The following is a 23,082-nucleotide window of genomic DNA, read 5'->3' as shown; positions in this document are numbered from 1 at the left end:
ATCAAAGGCTCCCCTCGAGATGGCGGGCCGTGGGCAGGACCGGGATGGCGCTCCACAATTTGCGGGTATAGTCGTGGCGCGGGGCCGTGCTGATCTGAACGGTATCGCCGACCTCGACGAGTTCGCCCTTCAGCATCACCCCGATGCGATGGCAGATCTGCGCCATCAGGTGCAGGTCGTGGGTGATGAAGAGCACCGAAAAGCCCTGGCTCTGCTGCAGGTCCAGGACCTGTTCCAGGATTTCGCGCTGCACCACGACGTCGAGCGCAGTGGTCGGCTCGTCCATGATGATCAGCTCGGGATGAAGCGCCAGGCAGATGGCGATGACGATGCGCTGGCGCATGCCGCCGCTGAACTGGTGCGGATAGTGGCCGAGGCGATCGGTGGGAATGCCGACCAGGCGAAACATGTCCTCCGCCCTGGCCCGCGACTGCGCGCGCGAATAGCCCTTGTGGAGACGGAGCACGTCGTGAAACTGCGCTTCCACGCGCAGCAGCGGGTTGAGGGAGTTCATTGCGCTCTGGAAGACCATGCCGATCTTGCGCCAGCGGATATGCCGGAGTTCGTCCTCCGGCAGGGCCAGGATGTCCTGGCCGTCCAGCAGGATGCGGCCGCCTCTTGTCCAGGCCGGCGGCTTGGCGAGGCGCGTGATGGCATAGGCGATCGTGCTCTTACCGCAACCGGATTCCCCGGCAAGCCCGAAGAGTTCGCCGCGACGGATCTGAAAGGAGACCTCCCTGACGGCCTGGAAGGCCCCCTTGTCGGTGAGGTAGTCGACGCTCAGATTCTGGATATCGAGAAGCACCTCGCTCATGACCCGCTCCTCGACAGCCGCTTGCGCCGGTTGCTCAGTTGCAGCCAGCGGGTCAAGGCAGGACCGGAGCGCAATTGCGGATTGGCGATCTCGTCGAAGGTGAAGTTGACGAGCGACAGGCCGAGCCCGACCAGCATGATGCCGATGCAGGGCGTGGCGATGTCCCACCAGGCACCGACGATGATGGCAGAGGAGTTCTGCGCATTGTAGAGCATGGTGCCCCAGCTGACGTTCAGGGGATCGCCGAAACCGAGATATTCCAGCGTCGTCTGGGCGACGATGGCGTAGATGACGCTGCCGACGAAGTTGAGGGCGATCAGCGGCAGCAGGTTGGGCAGGATCTCGACGAAGACGACACGCCAGCTCGGCTCGCCGATCATGCGGGCGGCAACCACGAATTCGCGGTTGCGCAGCGCCAGCGTCTGGGAGCGCGTCATGCGCGCGCCCCATGGCCAGGACGTCAGGGCGATGATGGTCATGATGGCGACCGGGCCGACCTTGCCTGCGAAGGAGGCGAGCAGGATCAGGAGCGGTATGTTGGGAATGACCAGCACCGCATTGGTGAGGAGGTCGAGGGCATTGTCGGTGCGGCCGCCGAAATAGCCGCCGAGCAGGCCGAGCAGCGTGCCGAGGGCCGTGATGGCCAGGCCGGTGGCAAAGCCCACCGCCAGCGAGGAGCGCGCGCCCCAGACGAACTGGGCGAAGACGTCACGCCCCATCTTGGTGGTGCCGAGCACATGTTCGGTGCTGGGGGGCTGGTGCGGGCGACCGACACGGGCCGCCGGATCGTTGGGGGCCAGGACCGGCGCCAGCAGGGCCGTCAGGCAGAGCAGCGCGACGATGACCAGGCCGAAGACGGCTTTCTTCTGTTTCAGGACGGCGTTCATGCCCTGGCCTCCCCGATGCGCGGATCGATCACGCCATAGACGAGGTCGACCAGGAGATTGGCGCCGAGCGTCGCCAGCGTCATCAGGAGGAGCTGACCCTGGATGACCGGATAGTCACGCGCGACGCTCGCCGTATAGAGCGTCAGGCCGAGGCCCGGATAATTGAAGACGATCTCGGTGACGATGGAGCCGCCGAAGACAGCGCCCAGGATCAGGGCAAGGTTGGTGAGCACGGGCAGCAGGGCGTTGCGGGCGGCGTAGTTGAACATCACGACCATTTCCCTCAGGCCCTTGGCCCGGCCCATGGTGACGTAATCCTCGCCGAGCACGGAGATCATGCTGGTGCGCATGGTGGTCAGGAATTCGCCGATCAGTGCAGGCGAAAGCGCAAGGACCGGCATGGCCGCGTGGAGGAGGACGCTGCCGATGAAGCCTGGCGAGAAGGACGGATCCAGCGATGGATCATAGGCATAGCCCACCGGCAGCCAGCGCAGGGACACGCCGAAGACGAAGAGGATCGACAGGCAGATCACCACCGGCGGCACCGATTTCATCACGATTGCCAGCGGCGAGACGATGGTGTCGAGACGTCCGCCGCGGCGCCAGGCCGCCAGGGCACCGAGAAGGCAGCCGACAATGAGTGAGAAGGTGATGGCGCCGAAGATCAGGAAGGCGGTCCAGCCTGCGGAGCGGGCGAGGACCTGGGTGACGGTCTGGGGATAGTATTTGACCGATACCCCCAGATCGAACGTCGCCAGCCCCTGCAGATATTCCAGGAACTGGCTCCAATAGGACTGGTCCACCGCACCGAAGCGGGCGCGGATGGCATCGACGGCCGCAGGCGTGGCGCGCGGGCCGAGTTGGGCGATCATCCCGTCGACAGGGCTGCCGGGCATCAGCCGCGGCAGCAGGAAGTTGACCAGGATGGCGAAGATGAAGGCGGTACCATAGACCGCCAGCCGGCGGGATGAGAGCCGCATCAGTCGGCATTCGCCACTGGCTTCAGGCGTAGCAGATGCATGAGCCTGATGCGGTTGTCGTCGTGGTTCTCCGGATTCATCGCGGGATCGTCCTTGGTGACCCAGCCGGTGAAACGCTTCGAACTGTACTGATACCAGGTCGGGCCGTTGAACAGGGGAACCATGGGGAAATTATCGGCGATGTGGAGCTGGATCTTGCCGAAGATGGCTCGGAAGTCCGCATCCTTGGAGGCGCGCTTATAGTCCTCGAACAGCTTGTCGAGGTCGGCATTGCTATAGCGCGAGGCGGCGAAGGACGACCGGCCGACAAAGGGAGTGGCGAGGGTCTGGTAATAGGCGCGGAACGGGGTGGGGCCGTCGGGCCGGGACTGGAACACGGTGTCGTAATTGCCTTCGACGATCTGCTTGTTCCACTGCTCATATTCGGGTGTGGCGACCGAAGCGTTGATGCCGGCCTTGCGCAGGCCCTCCACGCCGATCTGCACGGCGTCGATCCAGTCCGTCCAGCCATTCGGCACGGCGACGGTGAAGGCGATCGGCTCGCCCTTCGGGGTCTTGCGGAAGCCGTCGGCACCCTTGGCGTAGCCCGCCTCGTCGAGGAGCTTGTTGGCCTTGTCGACGTCATAGCCCATCCAGGCGTCCTGGCCCTGCTGGGCCTGCGGATTGGCCCAATTGTCGAAATGCAGCGGCAGGCCGGTCGCGTGGGGATTGACCTGTGGGTAGCCGAAACCGGCGATATCGACCATCGATTTGCGGTCCATCAGCAGGCTGACGGCCTGGCGGAACTTGATGTCGTCGAAAGCCGCCTTGTTGCCCGGATTGGTGGTCTTGAGGTTCATCTCGAAGGAGACGGTATTGGCGGAGGGCTGCCAGTAGCCATTATGCTTGGGATCGAGCGAGACATAGGTCTTTTCGATCTCGGGCAGGAAGGAACCGAACCAGTCCATGTTGCCCTCGGGCAAGGTCGCCAGCATCTGGTCGTTGCCGCTGATCTGGGGCAGCTTCAGGCAATCCACCTTCAGATGCTCGGCATCCCAATAATTGGGATTGCGGCATTGCTCGTAGACCTGCGGGGTGAAGCGGCGGATTTCGGTCATCGGGCCGGAGCCGACGGGATTCTCATTCTTGTAGGCGAAGGGATCGCCGACGCCCTTCCAGACATGCTCGGGCACGACGGTGAAGTCGGCGAGGGACTCGGGGAACTGGGAATCGACGTCCTTGAGATTGACCTTGACCTGGTTGGGCGCGGGCAGCTCCACCGATTGTACGGCAGCGCCGACCCCGACGATGTCGATGGAAGGGTTCTTCATCATCAGGTCGAAAGTGAATTTGACGTCCTTGGCGGTCAGGGGCTGCCCGTCCGACCATTTGACGCCGTCACGAATGGTGTAGGTAACGGATTTGAGGTCATCGGAGAACTTGTAGGCGGTGGCCAGGCGATAGATCGGCTTGCCGTTGTCGTAGGCGTTGAAGATGACAAGCGGCTCGTAGATGAAGTCGAGCGTGCTCTGCCGACGGCCAGCTGCGTCGAAGGGGTTGAAATTGCGCACCCAGCTGGTCTGCTCCTCGATATGCATGGTGAGCAGCGCCTCCGCCGAGGCATTGCCGATGATGGTGCTCGCGCACAAAGCGATCAGGATGCGTTTCATGGTCCACCTCTGTTATGGGATCGATCCCACATTTGTTTATGGTCATTTCACAACCCATCCCGGCCGGCACATGGTGCTGGGCGGGGCGGGCCGTCCTACGCTCTTGTTGCCTCCGCGGCGTGGTCCGTCCGCTGTCCTGCCGAATGGGGGATGACGCTTTCCCGGACGATCAGTTCGGCGGGAATGACGATGTCCTCCGGTGTGAAATTCCTGTCGGCAATCATGTCGAGCAGGAGTCTTGCAGCCGTCTGACCGGCTATGTCCGTCGGCTGGCGGATGGTCGTCAGCGACGGGGTGAGATGCCTCGCGTGAAAATTGTCGTCGAAGCCGAGGAGGGAGATCTGTTCCGGCGCCCTGACGCCGTGGTGGCGCAGCGCCAGCAGGACGCCGGCGCCGATGTCGTCGTCACCGGCAAAGATGGCGCTGACCTGCCGGCCCGACGCCAGCAGCCGTTCCGTGGCTTCGTAGCCGAAGCGCTCCTTGTAGTCGCCGGCTTCCAAATGGATGTCGGCCCGGCTCATGCCGGCTTCCGCCAGGGCGGTGTCGATGCCGCGCAGGCGCTCGCGCGTGTCGAAATAGGTGAGGGTGCCGGCAAAATAGGCGATGTCGCGATGGCCCATGGTCAGCAGATAACGCATGCCGTCGAGCGCGCCGTTGTAGTTGTCGATGCCCACCCTGGCCCAGGCCAGCGAGGTCGGCTCTCCGCCGATCGCCACGATCGGGATATCGGCCTTGGCCACCACTTCCTTGACCTCGTCGCTCACGGCATTTTCGAGATAGAGGATCAGGCCGTCGCAGGAGCGGTCGATCAATTCCAGGATCGCCCGCGCTTCCTCATGCGCCTGGGCGTAGCCCGAGGCGAGCAGGATCGACTTGTCGGCGGCGCGGCACACGCTCTGCATGCCGCCGACCATCTGGGCGTAGAAGGGGCTGGCGACGTTGACGACCACCGCGCCGATGATCTCGGAACGATTGGAGCGCAGTCCCCGTGCCATGGTGTTGGGCCGGTAGCCCAGTTCCGCGATGGCCGCCTCCACCGCCTGGCGCGCATTGTCCGAGACATAGCCATTGCCGGCAATGATCCGCGATACCGTCGATCGCGAAACACCGGCCCGCCTGGATACGTCTCTGATCGTGGCCACCAAGGCTCCGCTGCTGCATTGTGGGATCGATCCCATATCTAGAGCCCATGTTGGAGACGATGTCAAATCACCCCATGGATTTTCGATTGACCCTCGCCGGGCGGTCGGCGCCGGCGCTTCTTCGAAGGTCGCCGACAACGCGCCATAAGGCCGGAACCACCAAATTTTTCACCCTGCAGCAGCCTCGGCATAACCCATTTGGGCAGGCTGCGTTTAATCGTTGACCGTTGTAGCAAAAGCCCTAGCTTGTGTTTGAGAGGATCACAGGAAGACGCCTGGTCCCGGCAAGTCCAGGCGTTTCGATCCGATTCGAAAAGGGGTCGTAGCGCTTGGCAAAGACAACGAAGACGAACGCTCCCGTCGCCAGAGCCGCAAAGCCGGCACCCTTGGCCAAGCGGCCGGCCAGCCGCAGCAAGACAGCGGATTGGCGTTTGTCCGAAGTGGAAGTCGCCGCGCTCGCGGCCGGGCGTCATGCCGATCCTTTCGCCGTACTCGGCCCGCATGAGACACCTGCCGGCCTCGTCATCCGCGCCTTCATTCCCAACGCCGAGACGCTGTCGGTGCTCGCGCCCAATCTGGTCGGACCCGTTGCCCTGGAGCGGCGGCATGACGATGGCGTCTTCGAAGGCCTGGTGCCCGACAGCGTCGGGATCTACCGCCTGCATGCCGTCAATTCGGGAGGGCAGTGGGAGGTCGAGGACCCCTATCGTTTCGGGCCGCTGCTGGGCCAGGTCGACGACTATCTGCTGACGGAAGGCACGCATCTCCGGCTCTGGGACAAGCTCGGTGCTCGTCCCCTGCAGCATGGCGACATGGAGGGCGTGCATTTCGCCGTGTGGGCGCCGCATGCCCGGCGAGTGTCGATCGTCGGCGATTTCAACGACTGGGACGGCCGTCGCCATCCCATGCGCAAGCGCGTCGATACCGGCGTGTGGGAAATCTTCCTGCCCGGTGTCGGGGTCGGCGCCCATTACAAATACGAGATCATCGGTCCGAATGGCGCGCTGCTGCCGCTGAAGAGCGATCCCTTCGCCTTTGCCAGCGAATTGCGCCCTGGCACGGCCTCCCGGGTCGCCTCGTCGGAGCCCTTCGTCTGGACGGACCAGCAATGGCTCGAGGAGCGGGCGCATCGCGATGCGAGACGGGCACCGATGTCGATCTACGAGGTGCATCTCGGTTCCTGGAAGCGCGGCGAGCACCAGCGCTTCCTCAGCTACGACCAGCTTGGCGACGAGCTGATCGCCTATGTCCAGCATATGGGCTACACCCATATCGAATTGCTGCCGGTGACGGAGCACCCCCTCGATGCGTCCTGGGGCTACCAGCCGACCGGCATGTTCGCGCCGACCAGCCGTTTCGGCTCGCCCGAGGGGTTCGCCCGTTTCGTCGACCGTGCCCATGCCGCTGGCATCGGCGTGATCCTCGACTGGGTGCCCGCGCATTTCCCGACCGACTCGCATGGCCTGGCCTGGTTCGATGGCAGCGCGCTCTATGAGCATCCCGATCCCCGGCGCGGCTTCCATCCCGACTGGAACACGGCGATCTATGATTTCGGCCGGCGCGAGGTTGCCAACTTCCTGATCGCCAACGCCCTGTTCTGGCTGGAGCGCTACCATATCGACGGGCTGCGCGTGGATGCCGTCGCCTCCATGCTCTATCTGGATTATTCGCGCCGGGACGGAGAGTGGCTGCCCAATGTCCATGGCGGGCGTGAGAATCTCGACGCCATCGCCTTCCTGCAGCGCATGAACAAGGAAGTTTATGCCGCCCATCCCGGCGTGATGACCATCGCCGAGGAATCCACCGCCTGGCCCGGTGTGTCCAAGCCCGTGCATGACGGCGGTCTCGGCTTCGGATTCAAGTGGAACATGGGCTTCATGCATGACACGCTGAGCTACATGCAGCGCGAGCCGGTCTATCGCCAATATCATCATGACGACCTGACCTTCGGCCTCATCTACGCCTTTGCCGAGAATTTCGTGCTGCCGCTCTCCCATGACGAGGTGGTCCATGGGAAGAATTCCATCGTCAACAAGATGTCCGGCATGGAGGGCGATAAATTCGCGACCCTTCGGGCTTACTACGCACTGATGTGGGCCTATCCCGGCAAGAAATTGCTGTTCATGGGGCAGGATTTCGGTCAGCGCCGCGAATGGAACGAGAATGTCGGGCTGGACTGGGACCTGATGCAATACGGCCCGCACAAGGGGCTGAGCGATCTCGTGCGCGATCTCAACCATCTCTATCGCGGCCGCGCGGCGCTGCATCAGCGCGATTGCGAGGGTGACGGCTTCGAGTGGATGGTCGTCGACGACAATGCCAATTCGGTGTTCGCCTGGGCGCGCTATGCCACCGATGCGATGCCGATCGTGGTGGTGGCCAATCTCACTCCCGTCGCGCGCGACGACTATCTGCTGCCCCTGCCGCTGGCCGGGCAGTGGTGGGAAATTCTCAACACCGACTCCGAGCGTTATTTCGGGCTCAATCGAGGCAATTCCGGCGGAGTCTATGCTTATGCGGGCGATTGGAAGGGCAAACCGGCGTCCGCGCGTATCAATCTGCCGCCCCTGACGGCCATCATGCTGGAATGGGCGGGGAACTAGGCTGGGGAGTGGGCGTTGCATGTCTTTGGAGAGTCGCGGCTCTGCGATAGGAGCCAAGGCTGAACAAGAAGGCAGCAGCGTCATCCCGGATTATCAGTGGGAGGAACTGTATGACGGAACCGAGGCATTCGAAGGGTGGGCCGCTGGCACGTTCGGCCATGGCTTATGTGCTGGCCGGAGGCCGCGGCAGCCGCCTGATGGAACTGACCGACCGGCGCGCCAAGCCCGCGGTCTATTTCGGAGGCAAGAGCCGCATCATCGACTTCGCCCTTTCGAACGCGATCAACTCGGGCATCCGTCGTATCGGCGTGGCCACGCAATACAAGGCGCATTCGCTGATCCGCCACCTCAATCGCGGCTGGAACTTCCTGCGGCCGGAGCGCAATGAAAGCTTCGACATCCTGCCGGCCAGCCAGCGCATTTCCGAGGACATGTGGTATCGCGGCACGGCGGACGCGGTCTATCAGAACCTCGACATCATCGACGGCACCGGCGTCGAATACATGGTCATCCTGGCGGGCGACCATATCTACAAGATGGACTATGAGCTGATGCTCAAGCAGCATGTCGAGCAGAACGCCGATGTCACCATCGGCTGCCTCGAAGTGCCGCGCATGGAGGCTACCGGCTTCGGCGTCATGCATGTCGACGAGCAGGACCGCATCGTCGCCTTCGTGGAGAAGCCCAAGGATCCACCCGGCATTCCCGGCAATCCCGAAATGGCCCTGGCCTCGATGGGCATCTATGTCTTCTCGATGAAGTTCCTCACCGAGGAACTCAACCGGGATGCCAACGATCCCAATTCGAGCCGTGATTTCGGCAAGGACATCATTCCCCACATCGTCAAGAACGGCAAGGCGGTGGCGCACCGCTTCCCGGCGAGCTGCGTGCGCTCCGAGCACGAAAAGGAATCTTATTGGCGCGACGTCGGCACGGTGGACGCCTATTGGGAGGCCAATATCGACCTCACCGACGTCGTGCCCGCGCTCGACCTCTACGACCAGGAATGGCCGATCTGGACCTTCGCCGAAATTACGCCACCGGCTAAATTCGTGCATGACACCGAGGGACGGCGCGGTACCGCGATCTCCTCGCTGGTGTCCGGCGGCTGCGTCGTCTCCGGGGCAACGGCCAAGCACTCGCTGCTCTATACCGGCGTGCGCATCAACTCCTATTCCAGTGTGGAGAATGCCGTGATCCTGCCCTATGTCGAGATCGGGCGATCGGCACAGCTCAAGAATGTGGTGATCGACCGCGGCGTGATAATTCCCGAGGGCCTGGTCGTCGGCGAGGATCCGGAACTGGACGCCAAGCGCTTCCGGCGGACGGAAAAGGGCATCTGCCTGATCACGCAGCCCATGATCGACAAGCTGAAGCTCTGACGACACGATCCAGGGCATTTTCCGGCGGAGCCACAGGCTCATCGGCCAGGAAAATGCGTCAAAACAAGAAGTTAGCGCTTTCGATGATCAAAGTTCTCGCGGTTGCGTCCGAAATCCATCCGCTGATCAAGACGGGGGGGCTCGCCGACGTCGTCGGCGCGCTGCCTGCTGCCCTGAAAGGTCATGACGTCGCGGTGACGACGGTCATTCCCGGCTACCCCGCCGTGATGGCGGCCAGCACGGCCTGGGAGACGGTGGCCAAGCTGCCGGGGTTCTTCGGTGGTCGCACCGCCATCAAGCGCGCCACCATCGGCGAGCTCGATCTCCTGGCCGTGGATGCGCCGCATCTGTTCGACCGACCGGGAAATCCCTATGTCGACGCCGATGGGCGCGACTGGCTCGACAATCCCCAGCGCTATTGTGCCCTGTCGAGCGCGGCGGCGGAAATCTGCCACGGTCTGGTCAAGACCTACCGGCCCGACATCGTGCATGTGCATGACTGGCAGGCGGCGATGACGCTGGCCTATCTCAACTACACCGATGCCGTCAGGCCGAAATCGGTGATCACGGTGCATAACCTTGCCTTCCAGGGCCAGTATCCCCGCTCGATCCTCGGCAGTCTCGGCCTGCCGCAGCGGGCCTTTGCCCTGGACGGGGTCGAGTATTACGGCATGATCGGCTTCCTCAAAGCCGGGCTGCATTTTGCCGACCGCATCACCACCGTCTCGCCGCGCTATGCCGCCGAGATCAAGACGGCGGAAGCCGGCATGGGGCTGGAAGGCCTGCTCGCTGGCCGCGCCGATGTGCTCTCCGGCATCGTCAACGGCATCGACGAACGGGTGTGGAATCCCCAGACCGACCCGAGCCTGGCCGTGAATTACGATGCCAAGTCCCTCGCCAGGCGTGGGGGCAATCGCAAGGCACTGGAGGAGCGTTTTGGCCTCGATCACGACGACTCGCCGCTGTTCTGCCTGGTCAGCCGCCTGACCTGGCAGAAAGGCATCGACATTCTCGCCGAGGCGTTGCCGCATCTGGTCGCCTCCGGCGCGCGGCTGGCCCTGCTCGGTTCCGGCGATCGGGAACTGGAGGGCATCTTCCGCCAGGCAAGCCTTCAGCATCGAGGGCGCGTCGGTACGGTGTTCGGTTTCGACGAGGCGCTCTCGCATCTGATGTTCGGCGGCTCGGACATGACCCTGGTGCCGTCGCGCTTCGAGCCTTGCGGCCTCACCCAGCTTTACGGCCTGCGCTATGGCTGCATTCCCGTGGTGGCACGTGTCGGGGGGCTCTCCGACACCATCGTCGACGCCAATGATGCCGCCTTGACGCTCAAGGCCGCCACCGGCGTGCAGTTCCAGCCGATTACGCCGGACATGCTGCGCGATGCCATTTCGAGGGCCATCGCGCTCTACCACGACAAGCCCGTGTGGCAGGCGATGCAGCGCCGCGGCATGGGGCTGGACCAGTCCTGGGATCTCAGGGCTGCCGGCTATGCCAAGCTCTATCGCGAGTTGGTGGCGTGAGGAGAGCTCGGCCGCGGTTTTTGAGGGGAGGAGCCGCCCCTCACCCTTACCCTCTCCCCGTAAGAACGGGGCGAGGGGGACCTCGATGTCGCGACTTATCCAGCGGGCGCGACGTCTCGCATCGAGGCATCACGCTTGGCGCCCCTCGCCCCGTTCTTACGGGGAGAGGGTAAGGGTGAGGGGCAGCGCTGCTCCCATATGCTATCGATAGACCTTCGGATAAACCAGAACCGGAACCTCACTATGATCCGTACCGTCCCGACCCAACCCTTCGATGGCCAGAAGCCCGGCACGTCCGGCTTGCGCAAGAAGGTGCCGGTGTTCCAGCAGCCGCATTATGTCGAGAATTTCGTGCAGTCGATTTTCGACACGCTTGAGGGCTTTGCCGGCAAGACATTGGTCGTCGGCGGCGACGGGCGCTACTACAACCGCGAGGTCGTGCAGAAGATCCTCAAAATGGCCGCCGCCGCCGGCTTCGGACGCATCAAGGTCGGGCAGGGCGGCCTGATGTCGACGCCGGCCGTCTCGGCCGTCATCCGCAAATATGGCGCCTTCGGCGGCATCGTGCTCTCCGCCTCGCACAATCCCGGCGGGCCCGACGGAGATTTCGGCATCAAGTACAATATCGGCAATGGCGGTCCGGCGCCCGAGAAGATCACCGATGCCGTCTTTGCCCGTACCAAGTCGATCAGCGAGTTCAAGATCGCCGACGTGCCCGATATCGACATCGACAAGCTCGGCGAAACGGCGATCGGCGATACCATCGTCGAAGTGGTCGATCCCGTCACCGATTATGCCGAGCTGATGGGCAAGCTCTTCGACTTCGATGCCATCCGGGAGCTGTTCAAGTCCGGCTTCACCATGCGCTTCGATGCGATGTCGGCCATCACCGGCCCCTACGCCCGACGCATCATCGAGGACCAGCTGGGTGCCGCTGCCGGCACGGTGGTGAACGCGACACCGCTGCCCGATTTCGGCGGCCATCATCCCGATCCCAACCCGGTCAACGCCAAGGAGCTCTACGATCTCATGATGGGGCCGAACGCCCCCGATTTCGGGGCGGCCTCGGATGGCGACGGCGACCGCAACCTCATCATCGGCCGCGGTATCTTCGTCACGCCCTCGGACAGCCTCGCCATCCTCGCCGCCCATGCCCATCTGGCGCCCGGCTATGCCAAGGGCATTTCCGGCATCGCCCGTTCGATGCCCACCAGCCTTGCGGCAGACCAGGTCGCCAAGGCAATGGGCGTGAACATCTACGAGACGCCGACCGGCTGGAAATTCTTCGGCAATCTACTCGATGCCGATCGCGTCACCATCTGCGGCGAGGAAAGCGCCGGTACCGGCTCCAACCATGTTCGCGAGAAGGACGGGTTGTGGGCGGTGCTGCTCTGGCTCACCTTGCTGGCCAAGCGCCGCCAGCCCACGCTCGACATCGTGCGCGAGCATTGGGCCAAATATGGGCGGAACTATTATTCTCGCCACGACTACGAGGCCGTGCCGACCGAGGCGGCCAATGCAGTGATGGAGGCGATCCGCTCGCAGATCCCCAGCCTGCCCGGCAAGAGCTTCGGCGCGCTGAAGGTGAAGTCGGCCGACGATTTCGCCTATCACGATCCCGTCGACGGTTCGGATTCGAAGAACCAGGGCCTGCGCGTGCTGTTCGACAACGGCTCGCGCATCGTCTACCGCCTCTCCGGCACCGGTACGGAAGGCGCGACCTTGCGCGTCTATCTCGAGCGCTACGAGGCCGATCCTGCCCATCATGCCATCGAGACGCAGGCCGCTCTCGCCGATGTCATCGCTGTCGCGCGCCAGCTCAGCGGCATCGCCGAGAAAACCGGCATGGCCGAACCGAGTGTGGTGACCTGAAGGGAGGCCGCCCTTCTCCCCTTGCGGGAGAAGGTGCCGGCAGGCGGATGAGGGGTCGCGCTACCCTTTGATAGCTCGGCACGACCCCTCATCCGGCACTTCGTGCCACCTTCTCCCGCAAGGGGAGAAGGAAACCCTACACCCGCGGCGCGCAGAGCTTCGGCTGGTTCAGCACCGCCGGCTCGAGAAGGCCGGCAGCGATGCGCTTGGCGGTGCGGTCATCCCTCAGCTGGCCCGCCAGGGCATAGGTAAGACGCATCAGCTCCAGCGCGACCGCCTTGCGGTCGGTGGCGGCCGCGAAAGCCGTACCGTCGATGGGATCGCCGATGGCGATCGGCAGGATCGTGCCGATGCGGTCGCGCACTTCCTTGAAGATCAGGGACAGCCGCAGGGTCTGGTTGAGATGGCTGGCGATCTGGAACAGGCGGCTGTTCTGGCCGCCGAAGAAGATCGGCACCACCGTGGCCTTGGAGCGCTGGATCAACTGCACCGTGAAGGGTTGCCAGGGGGCGTCCATCGCAGGGCGTCGCCCGAGCTTGTCGGGCGAAGTAGAGACGCCGCCGGCCGGAAAGACGATCACGCAGCCGCCGCGGTCAAGCAACCGGCGCGCTTCGGCGCGGGTGCGCAAATTGGTCTGCATCGCCTCCTCGGTCTCCGCGAAATCGACGGGCAGCAGGAAGGCCTGCGTTTCCGGCGCATGCAGAAGCACGGCATTGGTGAGGATGACGAAATCCTGGCGGACCAGGCCGATCAGCCAGGCGATGGTGATGCCGTCGAGCACGCCATAGGGGTGGTTGGCGACGATGACGCAAGGCCCCGTCTTTGGAATCTTGTCGAGCTGGGTCCTGTCGAACTGGACGTCGAGCCGGAGCTGGCGGACCGCTGCGGCAAAAAAGCTCTCGCCAGCCACCGGATTGCGCTGGTTTTCGAGGTAGAGACGCTTCAGCCGAGGCTGCCCCGTCACCTTCTCGATGGCCCGGATCAGGGCCTGTTTCGGTTTGGAAAAGGTGGGGTCCGCATAGGTGAACTGGACGACGTCCGTTTCGGCCCCGGCTGGGTCGGCAATATGGCGAACCATGGTTTTCCTTCGGGCACACGATCGCGCCAGGACGTTCCTACAGCAAAACGCGCGACAAGGACATTGGTCGGCGACGATTCAGCCGCAATGGATAGCGGACAGAAATTTCGCCGCATCCTGTCATCTAGTCTTTGCGTTTTGATCGTCCAAGATGTCAGGAAAGTACGACAGGCATTCGACAGTCGAGGCAAGGACCGTATGGCACGTTCAAGCATGGCGAATCCCGGTGCGGCAGCTCCGCTCGGAGCGAGTTGGATCGGGGAAGAGGCCAATTTCGCCGTCCACGCTGCCGAAGCCGAACGCATCGAGCTGTGCCTGTTCGATGCCGATGGCACCGAGAGCCAGCGAATCCTGCTGTCGGGACGCGACGGGCCGGTGCATCACGGCCGCATCGGCGGCCTTGCGGAGGGACAGCTCTACGGGCTGCGCGCCCATGGTCCCTGGCGCCCGGAGGAGGGGCTGCGCTTCAACCCGGCGCGCCTGCTGATCGATCCCCACGCTGTCAGGCTCGTCCTGCCGGAGGGCATGACCTCTGCTTTGCCGATAAAGGGCGCACAGGGTGTGGACGATATCGTGCTGGACGAAACCGACACTGCCGCGATCATGCCGAAGGCGGTGCTGGAGCGGCCCGCGCCGGGCAGGACCCGCCCTTCCGGTGTGAGGCCCGAGAGCCGCATCATCTATGAAGTCCATGTCAAGGGCTTCAGCCAGGCTCATCCCGGCATCCCGCCCGAGCTGCGTGGGACGGTGGCCGCGCTGGCCCATCCGGCTGCGATCGCCCATTTCACCGAGCTCGGCATCACCACGCTCGAATTGATGCCGCTGGCCGCGGCGATCGACGAGCGCCATCTCGAGCCGCTCGGGCTGAGGAATTATTGGGGCTACAATCCCGCTTGTTTCCTGGCGCCCGATCCGCGGCTCGCCCCCGGCGGCATGGCCGAGATCGCCGATACGGTGGACCGGCTGCACGAGGCTGGCTTCGAGGTGCTGCTCGACGTCGTCTATAACCACACTTCGGAGAGCGACGAGCGTGGCGGCACCCACTCGCTGCGCGGGCTCGACAATCGTTCCTATTACCGGCTCGCCGACAATCCGCGTTTTTATGCCAACGATACCGGCTGCGGCAACACGCTGGCGCTCGATCGCGAGCCGGGGCTCGGCCTCACCCTCGCTGCCCTCCGGCATTGGGCGGAGATCGGCGGCTTCGACGGCTTTCGCTTCGATCTCGCCCCGGTGCTGGGGCGCCGGCCCGATGGTTTCGACCGGCAAGCGCCCTTGTTTGCCGCCATTGCCGCCGACCCCGTGCTGAGCACGCGGCTGATGATCGCCGAACCCTGGGACATCGGCCCCGGCGGCTACCAGCTCGGCCATTTTCCGCAAGGCTGGGCGGAATGGAACGATCGCTACCGAGACGACGTCAGGCGGTTCTGGCGCGGCGACGGCGGCATCGGCGCGCTGGCGACGCGACTGGTCGGCTCCTCGGATCTGTTCGACCCCGGCAGCCGCCGCCCGAGCGACAGCATCAATTTCGTCGCGGCCCATGACGGCTTCACCCTGGCCGATACGGTGAGCTTCGCCGGCAAGCACAATGACGCCAATGGCGAGGGCAACCGCGACGGGCATTCGGGCGAGGTGAGCTGGAACGATGGCGCCGAAGGCCCCAGCACCGCGCCGGAGATCGTATCGCTCAGGCGCAGCCATGTCCGGGCCTTGCTGGCGAGCCTCCTGCTGTCGCGGGGCACGCCGATGATCGCCATGGGCGACGAACTCGGCCGCAGCCAGCGCGGCAACAACAACGCATATGCCCAGGACAATGCCATCACCTGGATCGATTGGGCCAGTGCCGATCGCTCCCTGATCCAGTTCGTGGCGAGCCTGACGCGCTTGCGCAGATCGCTGCCTCTGGTGACGGCGGATCGGTTCCTCACCGGCAAGCCCCATCCCGACGATGGGGCAGATGGGCAGCCCGACGTGACCTGGCTCGGGCCGAGCGGCCAGCCTTTGCAGGACAATGAATGGGGCAATCCGGCTTTGCGCAGCCTCGGCATGGCCCTGGCAGGACCGGATGGCTCTAAAGCGCTGATCTGGTTCCATGCGGGCGCCGAGCCGCTCTATGCCCGGCTGCCGGATCTTGCACCCGGGCTGGCCTGGCGGCTGGCGCATGTCAGCGACGAATACCAGGCCTTCGCACCGCCGGCCCTCTACGGCGCCTTCGACATCATGGAGCTTGCGCCGCGCTCGGTCGGCGTGTTCATCGCCGAGCCGGGGCGTGCGCCGCGCCGGGATGGCGACGCGCCGCCCGAAGTGCTCGAGCTTCTGGCCAAGGCGGCAGGCATCGCGCCGGAGTGGTGGGAGGTTTCGGGCCGCCACACACTGGTCTCCGGAGACACCAAGCGCGCTCTGCTCACCGCCATGGGCCTGCCCCATCACTCGCTCGCCCAGGCACGCGAGAGCCTGGAGCATCTACGCTCGCTCGCTGCGCCCGTCGAGAACCGACAAGCCAAGGCCTTTTTGCCGCCGATGCTCGCCGATGGCGGCAAGCGCTTCGGCCTTTCCGCCCAGCTCTATACGCTGCGACGGCAGGGGGACCAGGGCGTCGGGGATTTCCGCACGCTGGAGGTTTTGGCCAGGGACGCGGCCGGCAAGGGCGCGAGCCTGATCGCGCTCAACCCCTTCCATGCCATGTTCCCCTCCGACCGGCAGCGGGCCAGCCCCTATCAGCCCTCCGACCGGCGCTTCCTCGATCCGGCCCTGATCGCCCTTGACGCCGTGCCTGAACTGGAAGGCCGGCTCACGGTCCCGCCACCGGCCGGGCGTTTCATCGATTGGCCCGAAGTCTGGCGCCACAAGCGGGCGGCGCTGGCCCAGGCTTTTTCGATCCTGACTGAACGCCCTGCGCGCTTGGCTGCCTTACGGGCCTTCCAGATGGCGGGCGGCGAGGCGCTGGCTCGCTTCTGCCTGTTCCAGGCGCTGGAGGAGCAGGCCGGGTCGAGCGCGATCCCGGCGATGTCGACGGCGGCCTTGCCCTCCGACCTGCAGCATGCCGCCGATTTCGCCGGCTATCTGCAATTCCTGGCGGAGGAGCAGCTTGCCGCGGCCAGCCGCGGCGGCCTTGCCATCGGTTTTTGCCGAGACCTCGCCGTGGGAGCGGCGCCGGATGGCGCCGAGGTCTGGACGGCGCCCGATGCCTTCCTGAAAGGGGTCTCCGCCGGAGCTCCGCCCGACCCCTTCTCGGCCAGCGGCCAGGTCTGGCATATCCCGCCGCTCGATCCGGTCGCTCTGCGCCAGAGCGGTTTTGCCCATTACCGCGAACTGCTCGCCGCCAATATGCGCCATGCCGGGGCCCTGCGCATCGACCACGTCATGGCGCTGACCCGGCTCTTCGTGGTGCCCGATGGTGCGCCGGCCAGCGAGGGCGCCTATCTGACCTATCCGCTCGAAGGCATGCTGGCGGTGCTCGCCGAGGAGAGCCAGCGCCATTGCTGCATGGTGGTGGGCGAGGACCTCGGCACCGTGCCGGAGGGCCTGCGCGAGCGGCTCTCCGAAGCCGAGCTCTATTCCTATCGCGTATTGTTCTTCGAGCGGGACGGCGGAGTGTTTCGCCGGCCCGATCTTTATCCGGCCGCGTCGCTGGCCTGCGTTGCCACGCACGACCTGCCGACCTTGCGCGGCTGGTGGAGCGGCGCGGACATCGCACTGGAGCGCACGCTTGGCCGGCCCGTCGCCGAGGACGCCGAGGCGGTGCGCGCCGAGGACAGGCAGGCGCTGCTGCAGGCCGTCGGCAGCGAGGAGAGTGTGTTGACGCCGGCTCTCGTCGGCGCCATCCATGGCTTCCTGGCCTCTGCTTCCTCGGGCCTCGTCGCCGCGCAGGTCGAGGACCTTGCCGGTGAGGTCGACCCGGTCAACCTGCCGGGGACCGATCGGGAATATCCCAATTGGCGCCGCCGCCTCGACCTCGATGTCCACGCCATGCTGGAAACCGACGAAGCCAAGGCGGTGTTCGAAGCGATGCGGCAGGCGGGACGGGCAGAGTAGCCATGGCGCCGACCGGCAAGCAGCATGAGAGAAGCCTGGCGCTCGGGGCCCTGGTCAGTCCCTGGACGGTTCCTGCCGGCCTTCCACTCCTGTTTGTCGTACTGGATCTCCTGGCCGGCGGGCAGGACGGCATTCCCGACTCTCAGATTGCCGGTGTCTTTGCGGCTTTTCTGATGTTTGGACTGCCTTTCACCTACGCCGTCACCTTGATCCTGGTGATGCCGGTGGCCTTGTGGCTGCGGCGCAAACAGAGTTTGTCGAGCGCAAGATTGTGCCTTTGGTGTATCCTGCTCGGGCCGATCACGATGTATGGCTACGCCTGGCTGCTGGGAGGAAGGCCGGGAGAACTGCTGGAACCGGAGGGCTTGTTGCTGTCTGCAGCGTATGGCCTGGCCTCCGGCATCGTCTTCTGCCTCGTATCGGGCATCCGTCTTGTGGCCCGCTGAAGCGCGTTCGGGACTCTGCTGCATCATTCGAGACCGAGGCCTGAAAGACCATGCATTCCAGATTGCTCAAGACCTTTCTCGCCGTTGCCCGCCATCGTAATGTCACCCGGGCAGCCGAGGCGGTGCATCTGGCCCAGTCGAGCGTGAGCGACCAGATCCAGGCGCTGGAAGCCGAACTCGGTACGCCTTTGTTCACGCGCTCGCGGTCGGGCCTGCAACTGACGGCAGCCGGAGCGGCGCTGCAGCCCTATGCCGAGGAGATCCTGACGCTGACGGAGGAGGCGCGCGGCGCCGTGGCCATGACGGTGGGGCAGGAGCGCGGAGCGGTATCGATCGGCGCCTTGGAAACGATTGCGGCCGCCCGTCTGCCGGCCTGGCTCTCGCGTTTCGGGCAGGCCCATCCTGAAATCGCACTTCGCTTGTCCGTCGCGGGTACGGGCGACCTCCTGCGCAAGCTGGAGGATGGTGAGGTGGACGTCGCCTTCTGCTTCGACAATGGCGAGTTCGACGAGCGTTTCGCCAGGCGTGGCATTTCCAGAGAGCCGCTGATCCTGATTGCGCCGGCCGGCGAACCGCCGCTGCCGGCCGATGAAGGTCTGTCCATTCTTGCCACAAGACGGTTCGTCGTGACGGAGATGGGCTGCGTCTACCGCCATCTGTTCGATGCGGCCTTTGCCACCGCCGGGCTTGCGGCACCCAAGCTCGCGGCCGAAGCGGGCAGCATCGGCGCGATTGCCCGGCTGGTGGCGGCCGGAACGGGCCTTGGCCTGGTGCCGCGCCTGGCGGTCGCGGAGACACTCGCGCGGGGCGAGGTCATCGAGCTTTCCTGGCCGGCCCCGGCCCAAACTGCCAATCTCGACGCGGAGCTGGTGATGATCTGGCGCCGGCGGCGGGTGCAGCCGCCGGCCTTGAAGCTGCTGCTCGCCTCGGCGAGCACCGGGCTCGACGCGCTCAGACCAGGCGGTGCCCACCCTCGACATGCAGAACCGATCCTGTCGTGAAGCCGTTGCCCATCACGAAGGCCAGGGCATCGGCGATGTCCTCAGGCCGGCCGACCCGGCCGACCGGCAATTTCCTGGCCATGGCTCCCAGGGTCTCGTCCTTCCTGTCGCCGGCGACGAAGGCCCAGATCGGGGTATCGACCCAACCGGGCGACACGGCGTTGACCCTCAAGGGCGCAAGCTCGACCGCCAGCGCCTTGACCAGCCCCTCCAGGGCGGCATTGACGGCGGCGACCGCTGCACCCCGCGGCAGGGGCCGGTAGGCCGCGATACCGGAGACGAAGGTCAGGGAGCCGGACGGTACCAGCTTCCCGGCGCCATGCTTGGCCAGGAGGAGGGCCCCGTAGACCTTGCTCTCCATGATTCTCTGGACGGCCTTCAGGTCGAGGGAGGGCAGAAGCGCATAGGCGCCTTCGATGTCGGCTGCGGTGCTGACGATATGATCGAGCGGGCCGATGTGCTCGAACAACGCTGCGACCTCGTGTTCCCGAGTGATGTCGGCAGAAACGGTATCGAGAGCGTCGGCGGCACCGAGGCTCGAGCGGGCCTGGGCCAGTCTCTCCTCACTCCGTCCGACGATGACGACCCGCGCACCGGCATCGAGGCAACGCCGTGCCAGTGCCAGGCCCATGCCGGAACTACCGCCGGCGATAAGAATTCTCGATTTTGCAAGACTCATGATGAAGCGTTTCCTTTCGATGCCGATGAACCTGCGCATGGGCATCCCAGATCGGCGACGGCCTGGAAAACGGAAGAAACCGATAGTGCCATCGAGGTTTCCGATGGCAGAGCTGTGCTTGACGGGAAGGGGAGACGGACGAGACGTCCATAGGCGCTAAGATAAGGGGTTGGGCGAGATGAGGCGGTTGGAGATCGAGCTCGACATACGAGCCCCCTCGCCCCGTTTACGGGGAGAGGATGGAGGTGAGGGGCTACGGAAGGCGTCAGTTTGTGAGGTCGCGCCGCCCCTCATCCTTACCTTCTCCCCGTAAACGAGGCGAAGGGGTGGCCGGCCTCGCGCCTCTCGCCTGATCTTAGCGCCTATGGACGTCTCGTCCGCCCTCGAAATCACCATGCATGCCTGCGAGAACCCTGTTTTCGGGGCGTGGCCGGAAATTCCATGCACCGGTACGTGCGGGCTGGTCGGTCGGGTTGCATGAGGCTCGCCGGCTGAGCCATGATAGCCGGCTAAACCGCGAATCTGGACGGTCCCGTGAGTCTCTATGCTCTCAAGCCTCGTTTTCAGGCCCTTTTGCGCCCGCGCGTCACGCGGCTGGCCGAGCGGGGCACGACCGCCAACCAGGTGACGCTGGCGGCGGCGGCGGGCTCTCTCGTCGTTGGTCTCGGTGTCGCCTGGCTCTCGGATCTGCGCATCCTCTTCCTGTTGCTGCCGGTCTGGCTCGCCATCCGCATGGCTCTCAATGCCATCGACGGCATGCTGGCGCGGGAATTCGGCCAGAAGAGCCTGCTCGGCGCCTATCTCAACGAGATCGCCGATGTCGTCTCCGACGCCGCGCTGATCCTGCCCTTTGCCACCCTGCCGGTCTTCGGACCGTTCTGGACCGGGACGGTGATCGTGCTCGCGGTGATCAGCGAGTTCGCCGGCGTGATGGGGCCGATGGTGGGAGCTTCCCGGCGCTATGACGGCCCGCTCGGCAAGAGCGACCGCGCCTTCGTGTTCGGCGCGCTCGGCCTGTGGGTCGGCCTCGGCCTGCCGCTGCCCGGCTGGTTCGGCTGGATCATGCCGCTTGCCGTGCTTTTTCTCACACTGACCATCGTCAATCGTGTGCATAAGGGCCTGCGTGAAGCCCGCGCCAAGCAGGCCGATGACGGCAGGAGTCATGATGCGTCCCTCTGAGACCGGTTTTTTTCGCAGCCATGACGGTGTCGAGCTGTTCTACCGCCATTGGCCGGCTGTGAACGCGCCCGCCAAGGGCGCGGTCGTGCTGTTCCATCGCGGGCATGAGCATTCGGGGCGCATGGCGCATCTGCCCGATGAACTCGCCATGCCCGATTATGAGTTCTTCGCCTGGGATGCCCGGGGCCACGGCGACTCGCCCGGCGAACGTGGCGATGCCCCGAGTTTCGGCGCCCTGGTGCGCGATGTGCAGAGCTTCATCGACCATATCGGCGCTACGCATGGTTTCGCGCCCGCCGATATCGCCGTGCTCGCCCAGAGCGTCGGGGCCGTCGTCGCCTCGGCCTGGGTGCATGACTATGCGCCCAAGATCCGCGCGCTCGTGGTGGCCTCTCCCGCCTTCAAGGTGAAGCTCTATGTGCCCTTCGCCCGGCCGGGCCTGAAGCTGTGGCAGGCCTACAAGGGCAATTTCTTCGTGCAATCCTATGTGAAGGCCAAGTTCCTCACCCATGATCTCGAGCGCCAGGCGACCTTCGACGCCGATCCCAAGATCACCCGGGCGATCTCGGTGCGCATCCTGCTCGGGCTCTATGAGGCAGCACGACGGGTGGTCGAGGATGCCCGGGCCATCACGGTGCCGACGCAATTGCTCGTCTCGGGCGCCGACTGGGTGGTGCATCACGGGCCCCAGCACCGTTTCTACGAGAATCTGGGATCGGCTACCAAGGAGCGGCACGTGCTGCCGGGATTCTACCACGACACGCTCGGCGAGAAGGACAGGGCGGTGGCGATCGGCCATGTCAGGCGCTTTCTCGGCGAGCGCTTCGCCGCGCCCCTGGAACGCACCGTCCTCACCGAGGCCGATCGCCAGGGCTACACCCGCGACGAAGCCGACAGGCTTGCCTCGCCCCTGCCGCTCGCCTCGTCGAAGGGCCTCTACTGGGCGGGCACCAGGCTCGGGCTGAAGGCGACGGGACTGGTCTCCGACGGCATCAGGCTTGGCCATGAGACCGGCTTCGATTCCGGCTCCACCCTCGATTATGTCTATCGCAACACGCCGTCGGGGCGTTCGGCTCTCGGGCGGCTGGCCGACAAGAATTATCTGGAGGCAATCGGCTGGCGCGGCATCCGCCAGCGCAAGCTTCATGTCGAGGAATTGCTGCGCGCCGCCATCGCCCGGCTGCGGGAAGAGGGGCGGCCGGTTTCCATCGTCGACATCGCTGCCGGCCATGGCCGCTACGTGCTCGAAGCCCTGGAGGCGGAAGGCGTCTCACGGCCGGATTCGATCCTGCTGCGCGACTACAGCGACATCAATGTCGAGGCGGGCGGGCGGCTGATCGCCGAAAAGGGCCTCGCCGACATCGCCCGCTTCGTCAAGGGCGATGCCTTCGATGCGGCCAGCCTTGCCGGCATCGAGCCCAAGCCCACTCTCGGGCTGGTTTCCGGGCTCTACGAGCTCTTCGCCGACAACAACCTGATCAAATGGTCGCTGGGCGGCCTTGCCGCCGCCATCCCAGCCGGAGGCTATCTGATCTACACCGGCCAGCCCTGGCATCCGCAGCTCGAGTTCATCGCGCGCGCCTTGACCAGCCACCGCCAGGGGCAGGCCTGGGTGATGCGCCGGCGCACGCAGGCCGAGATGGACCAGCTCGTCGAGGCCGCCGGTTTCGAGAAGCTCGAACAGCGTATAGACGAATGGGGCATCTTCTCGGTCTCGCTCGCTCGCCGCAAGGCCGTGTCATGACCCCTGTTTTGGAGCGCGGACTTCCAGTCCGCTCTTGGAAACGCCCTGCTGATGGGAAGGGAAGAAGCGGA

16 protein-coding genes are annotated in these 23,082 nt (G+C 64.9%); 9 read left to right on the top strand and 7 right to left on the bottom strand.

Features of this window, described 5'->3' with window-relative positions; translation table 11 throughout:
- Position 1 precedes the first annotated feature (1 nt).
- The 5 genes from QM672_RS18540 to QM672_RS18520 form a co-directional block, all read right to left on the bottom strand.
- Entirely contained in the window at positions 2–814 is an 813-nt protein-coding gene (locus QM672_RS18540) for an ABC transporter ATP-binding protein (RefSeq protein ID WP_415084321.1), read from the bottom strand.
- Complete coding sequence (locus QM672_RS18535) at positions 811–1,701, bottom strand: ABC transporter permease (RefSeq protein WP_415084319.1); 891 nt, start codon at positions 1,699–1,701, stop codon at positions 811–813. Before QM672_RS18535 ends, QM672_RS18540 begins: the two co-directional genes overlap by 4 nt.
- Positions 1,698–2,681: an ABC transporter permease gene (locus QM672_RS18530; protein WP_415084317.1), complete on the bottom strand. Its 984-nt coding sequence runs from the start codon at positions 2,679–2,681 to the stop codon at positions 1,698–1,700. The genes QM672_RS18535 and QM672_RS18530 overlap by 4 nt, the downstream gene beginning before the upstream one ends.
- Positions 2,681–4,330 (bottom strand): ABC transporter substrate-binding protein, encoded by a 1,650-nt coding sequence (locus tag QM672_RS18525; protein ID WP_311933420.1) that lies wholly within the window; start codon positions 4,328–4,330, stop codon positions 2,681–2,683. Before QM672_RS18525 ends, QM672_RS18530 begins: the two co-directional genes overlap by 1 nt.
- 95 nt (positions 4,331–4,425) lie before the next feature.
- Complete coding sequence (locus QM672_RS18520; RefSeq protein ID WP_367624086.1) at positions 4,426–5,472, bottom strand: LacI family DNA-binding transcriptional regulator; 1,047 nt, start codon at positions 5,470–5,472, stop codon at positions 4,426–4,428.
- A 386-nt stretch (positions 5,473–5,858) separates the two neighbouring features.
- On the opposite strand from QM672_RS18520, the gene glgB reads away from it, so the two are divergent.
- From glgB to QM672_RS18500, 4 genes are all read left to right on the top strand, one after another.
- Positions 5,859–8,075, top strand: coding sequence for a 1,4-alpha-glucan branching protein GlgB (glgB, locus tag QM672_RS18515; protein WP_415084344.1), 2,217 nt, complete (start codon positions 5,859–5,861; stop codon positions 8,073–8,075).
- A 110-nt stretch (positions 8,076–8,185) separates the two neighbouring features.
- A complete protein-coding gene (glgC, locus tag QM672_RS18510; protein ID WP_311933417.1) occupies positions 8,186–9,457 on the top strand; it encodes a glucose-1-phosphate adenylyltransferase in 1,272 nt (423 codons plus the stop codon).
- Positions 9,458–9,543: 86 nt separating this feature from the next.
- Positions 9,544–10,977, top strand: a complete 1,434-nt coding sequence (gene glgA, locus QM672_RS18505; RefSeq protein WP_367624312.1) for a glycogen synthase GlgA — start codon at positions 9,544–9,546, stop codon at positions 10,975–10,977.
- A gap of 243 nt (positions 10,978–11,220) precedes the next feature.
- Complete coding sequence (locus QM672_RS18500) at positions 11,221–12,849, top strand: alpha-D-glucose phosphate-specific phosphoglucomutase (protein ID WP_415084314.1); 1,629 nt, start codon at positions 11,221–11,223, stop codon at positions 12,847–12,849.
- Positions 12,850–12,985: 136 nt separating this feature from the next.
- Here QM672_RS18500 and QM672_RS18495 read toward each other — a convergent pair whose 3' ends face one another.
- Complete coding sequence (locus QM672_RS18495) at positions 12,986–13,927, bottom strand: lysophospholipid acyltransferase family protein (protein ID WP_415084312.1); 942 nt, start codon at positions 13,925–13,927, stop codon at positions 12,986–12,988.
- Positions 13,928–14,125: 198 nt separating this feature from the next.
- On the opposite strand from QM672_RS18495, the gene glgX reads away from it, so the two are divergent.
- From glgX to QM672_RS18480, 3 genes are read left to right on the top strand one after another with little or no spacing between them, the layout of a single operon-like run.
- On the top strand, positions 14,126–17,962 hold the full coding sequence (glgX, locus tag QM672_RS18490) for a glycogen debranching protein GlgX (protein ID WP_415084310.1): 3,837 nt from the start codon (positions 14,126–14,128) through the stop codon (positions 17,960–17,962).
- 2 nt (positions 17,963–17,964) lie between these two features.
- On the top strand, positions 17,965–18,408 hold the full coding sequence (locus QM672_RS18485) for a hypothetical protein (RefSeq protein ID WP_367624082.1): 444 nt from the start codon (positions 17,965–17,967) through the stop codon (positions 18,406–18,408).
- Between the two features lie 50 nt (positions 18,409–18,458).
- A complete protein-coding gene (locus tag QM672_RS18480; RefSeq protein WP_415084308.1) occupies positions 18,459–19,409 on the top strand; it encodes a LysR family transcriptional regulator in 951 nt (316 codons plus the stop codon).
- On the opposite strand, the gene QM672_RS18475 is transcribed toward QM672_RS18480, so the two are convergent.
- Positions 19,360–20,088: an SDR family oxidoreductase gene (locus tag QM672_RS18475; RefSeq protein ID WP_415084306.1), complete on the bottom strand. Its 729-nt coding sequence runs from the start codon at positions 20,086–20,088 to the stop codon at positions 19,360–19,362. The genes QM672_RS18480 and QM672_RS18475 overlap by 50 nt on opposite strands.
- A gap of 534 nt (positions 20,089–20,622) precedes the next feature.
- Here QM672_RS18475 and QM672_RS18470 point away from each other — a divergent pair.
- Both QM672_RS18470 and QM672_RS18465 read left to right on the top strand, forming a co-directional pair.
- Positions 20,623–21,267: a CDP-alcohol phosphatidyltransferase family protein gene (locus QM672_RS18470; protein ID WP_415084304.1), complete on the top strand. Its 645-nt coding sequence runs from the start codon at positions 20,623–20,625 to the stop codon at positions 21,265–21,267.
- Positions 21,251–23,011 carry a bifunctional alpha/beta hydrolase/class I SAM-dependent methyltransferase gene (locus QM672_RS18465; RefSeq protein WP_415084302.1) on the top strand — a complete coding sequence of 587 codons (1,761 nt, stop codon included), beginning with the start codon at positions 21,251–21,253 and terminating at the stop codon, positions 23,009–23,011. The genes QM672_RS18470 and QM672_RS18465 overlap by 17 nt, the downstream gene beginning before the upstream one ends.
- The last annotated feature ends 71 nt before the right edge of the window (positions 23,012–23,082 follow it).

The organism is Labrys sp. (in: a-proteobacteria) (assembly GCF_047605565.1).
Lineage (GTDB): Bacteria > Pseudomonadota > Alphaproteobacteria > Rhizobiales > Labraceae > Labrys > Labrys neptuniae.
The sequence above is the reverse complement of the archived record's forward strand: the minus strand, read 5'-3'. Positions and strand labels throughout refer to the sequence as shown.

Excerpts from the sequence above, each read along its gene's own strand:
- QM672_RS18540 (WP_415084321.1), bottom strand. The coding sequence starts at position 814 with ATGAGCGAGGTGCTTCTCGATATCCAGAATCTGAGCGTCGACTACCTC.
- QM672_RS18535 (WP_415084319.1), bottom strand. The coding sequence starts at position 1,701 with ATGAACGCCGTCCTGAAACAGAAGAAAGCCGTCTTCGGCCTGGTCATC.
- QM672_RS18530 (WP_415084317.1), bottom strand. The coding sequence starts at position 2,681 with ATGCGGCTCTCATCCCGCCGGCTGGCGGTCTATGGTACCGCCTTCATC.
- QM672_RS18525 (WP_311933420.1), bottom strand. The coding sequence starts at position 4,330 with ATGAAACGCATCCTGATCGCTTTGTGCGCGAGCACCATCATCGGCAAT.
- glgC (WP_311933417.1), top strand. The coding sequence starts at position 8,186 with ATGACGGAACCGAGGCATTCGAAGGGTGGGCCGCTGGCACGTTCGGCC.
- QM672_RS18500 (WP_415084314.1), top strand. The coding sequence starts at position 11,221 with ATGATCCGTACCGTCCCGACCCAACCCTTCGATGGCCAGAAGCCCGGC.
- QM672_RS18495 (WP_415084312.1), bottom strand. The coding sequence starts at position 13,927 with ATGGTTCGCCATATTGCCGACCCAGCCGGGGCCGAAACGGACGTCGTC.
- glgX (WP_415084310.1), top strand. The coding sequence starts at position 14,126 with ATGGCACGTTCAAGCATGGCGAATCCCGGTGCGGCAGCTCCGCTCGGA.
- QM672_RS18485 (WP_367624082.1), top strand. The coding sequence starts at position 17,965 with ATGGCGCCGACCGGCAAGCAGCATGAGAGAAGCCTGGCGCTCGGGGCC.
- QM672_RS18480 (WP_415084308.1), top strand. The coding sequence starts at position 18,459 with ATGCATTCCAGATTGCTCAAGACCTTTCTCGCCGTTGCCCGCCATCGT.
- QM672_RS18475 (WP_415084306.1), bottom strand. The coding sequence starts at position 20,088 with ATGAGTCTTGCAAAATCGAGAATTCTTATCGCCGGCGGTAGTTCCGGC.
- QM672_RS18465 (WP_415084302.1), top strand. The coding sequence starts at position 21,251 with ATGATGCGTCCCTCTGAGACCGGTTTTTTTCGCAGCCATGACGGTGTC.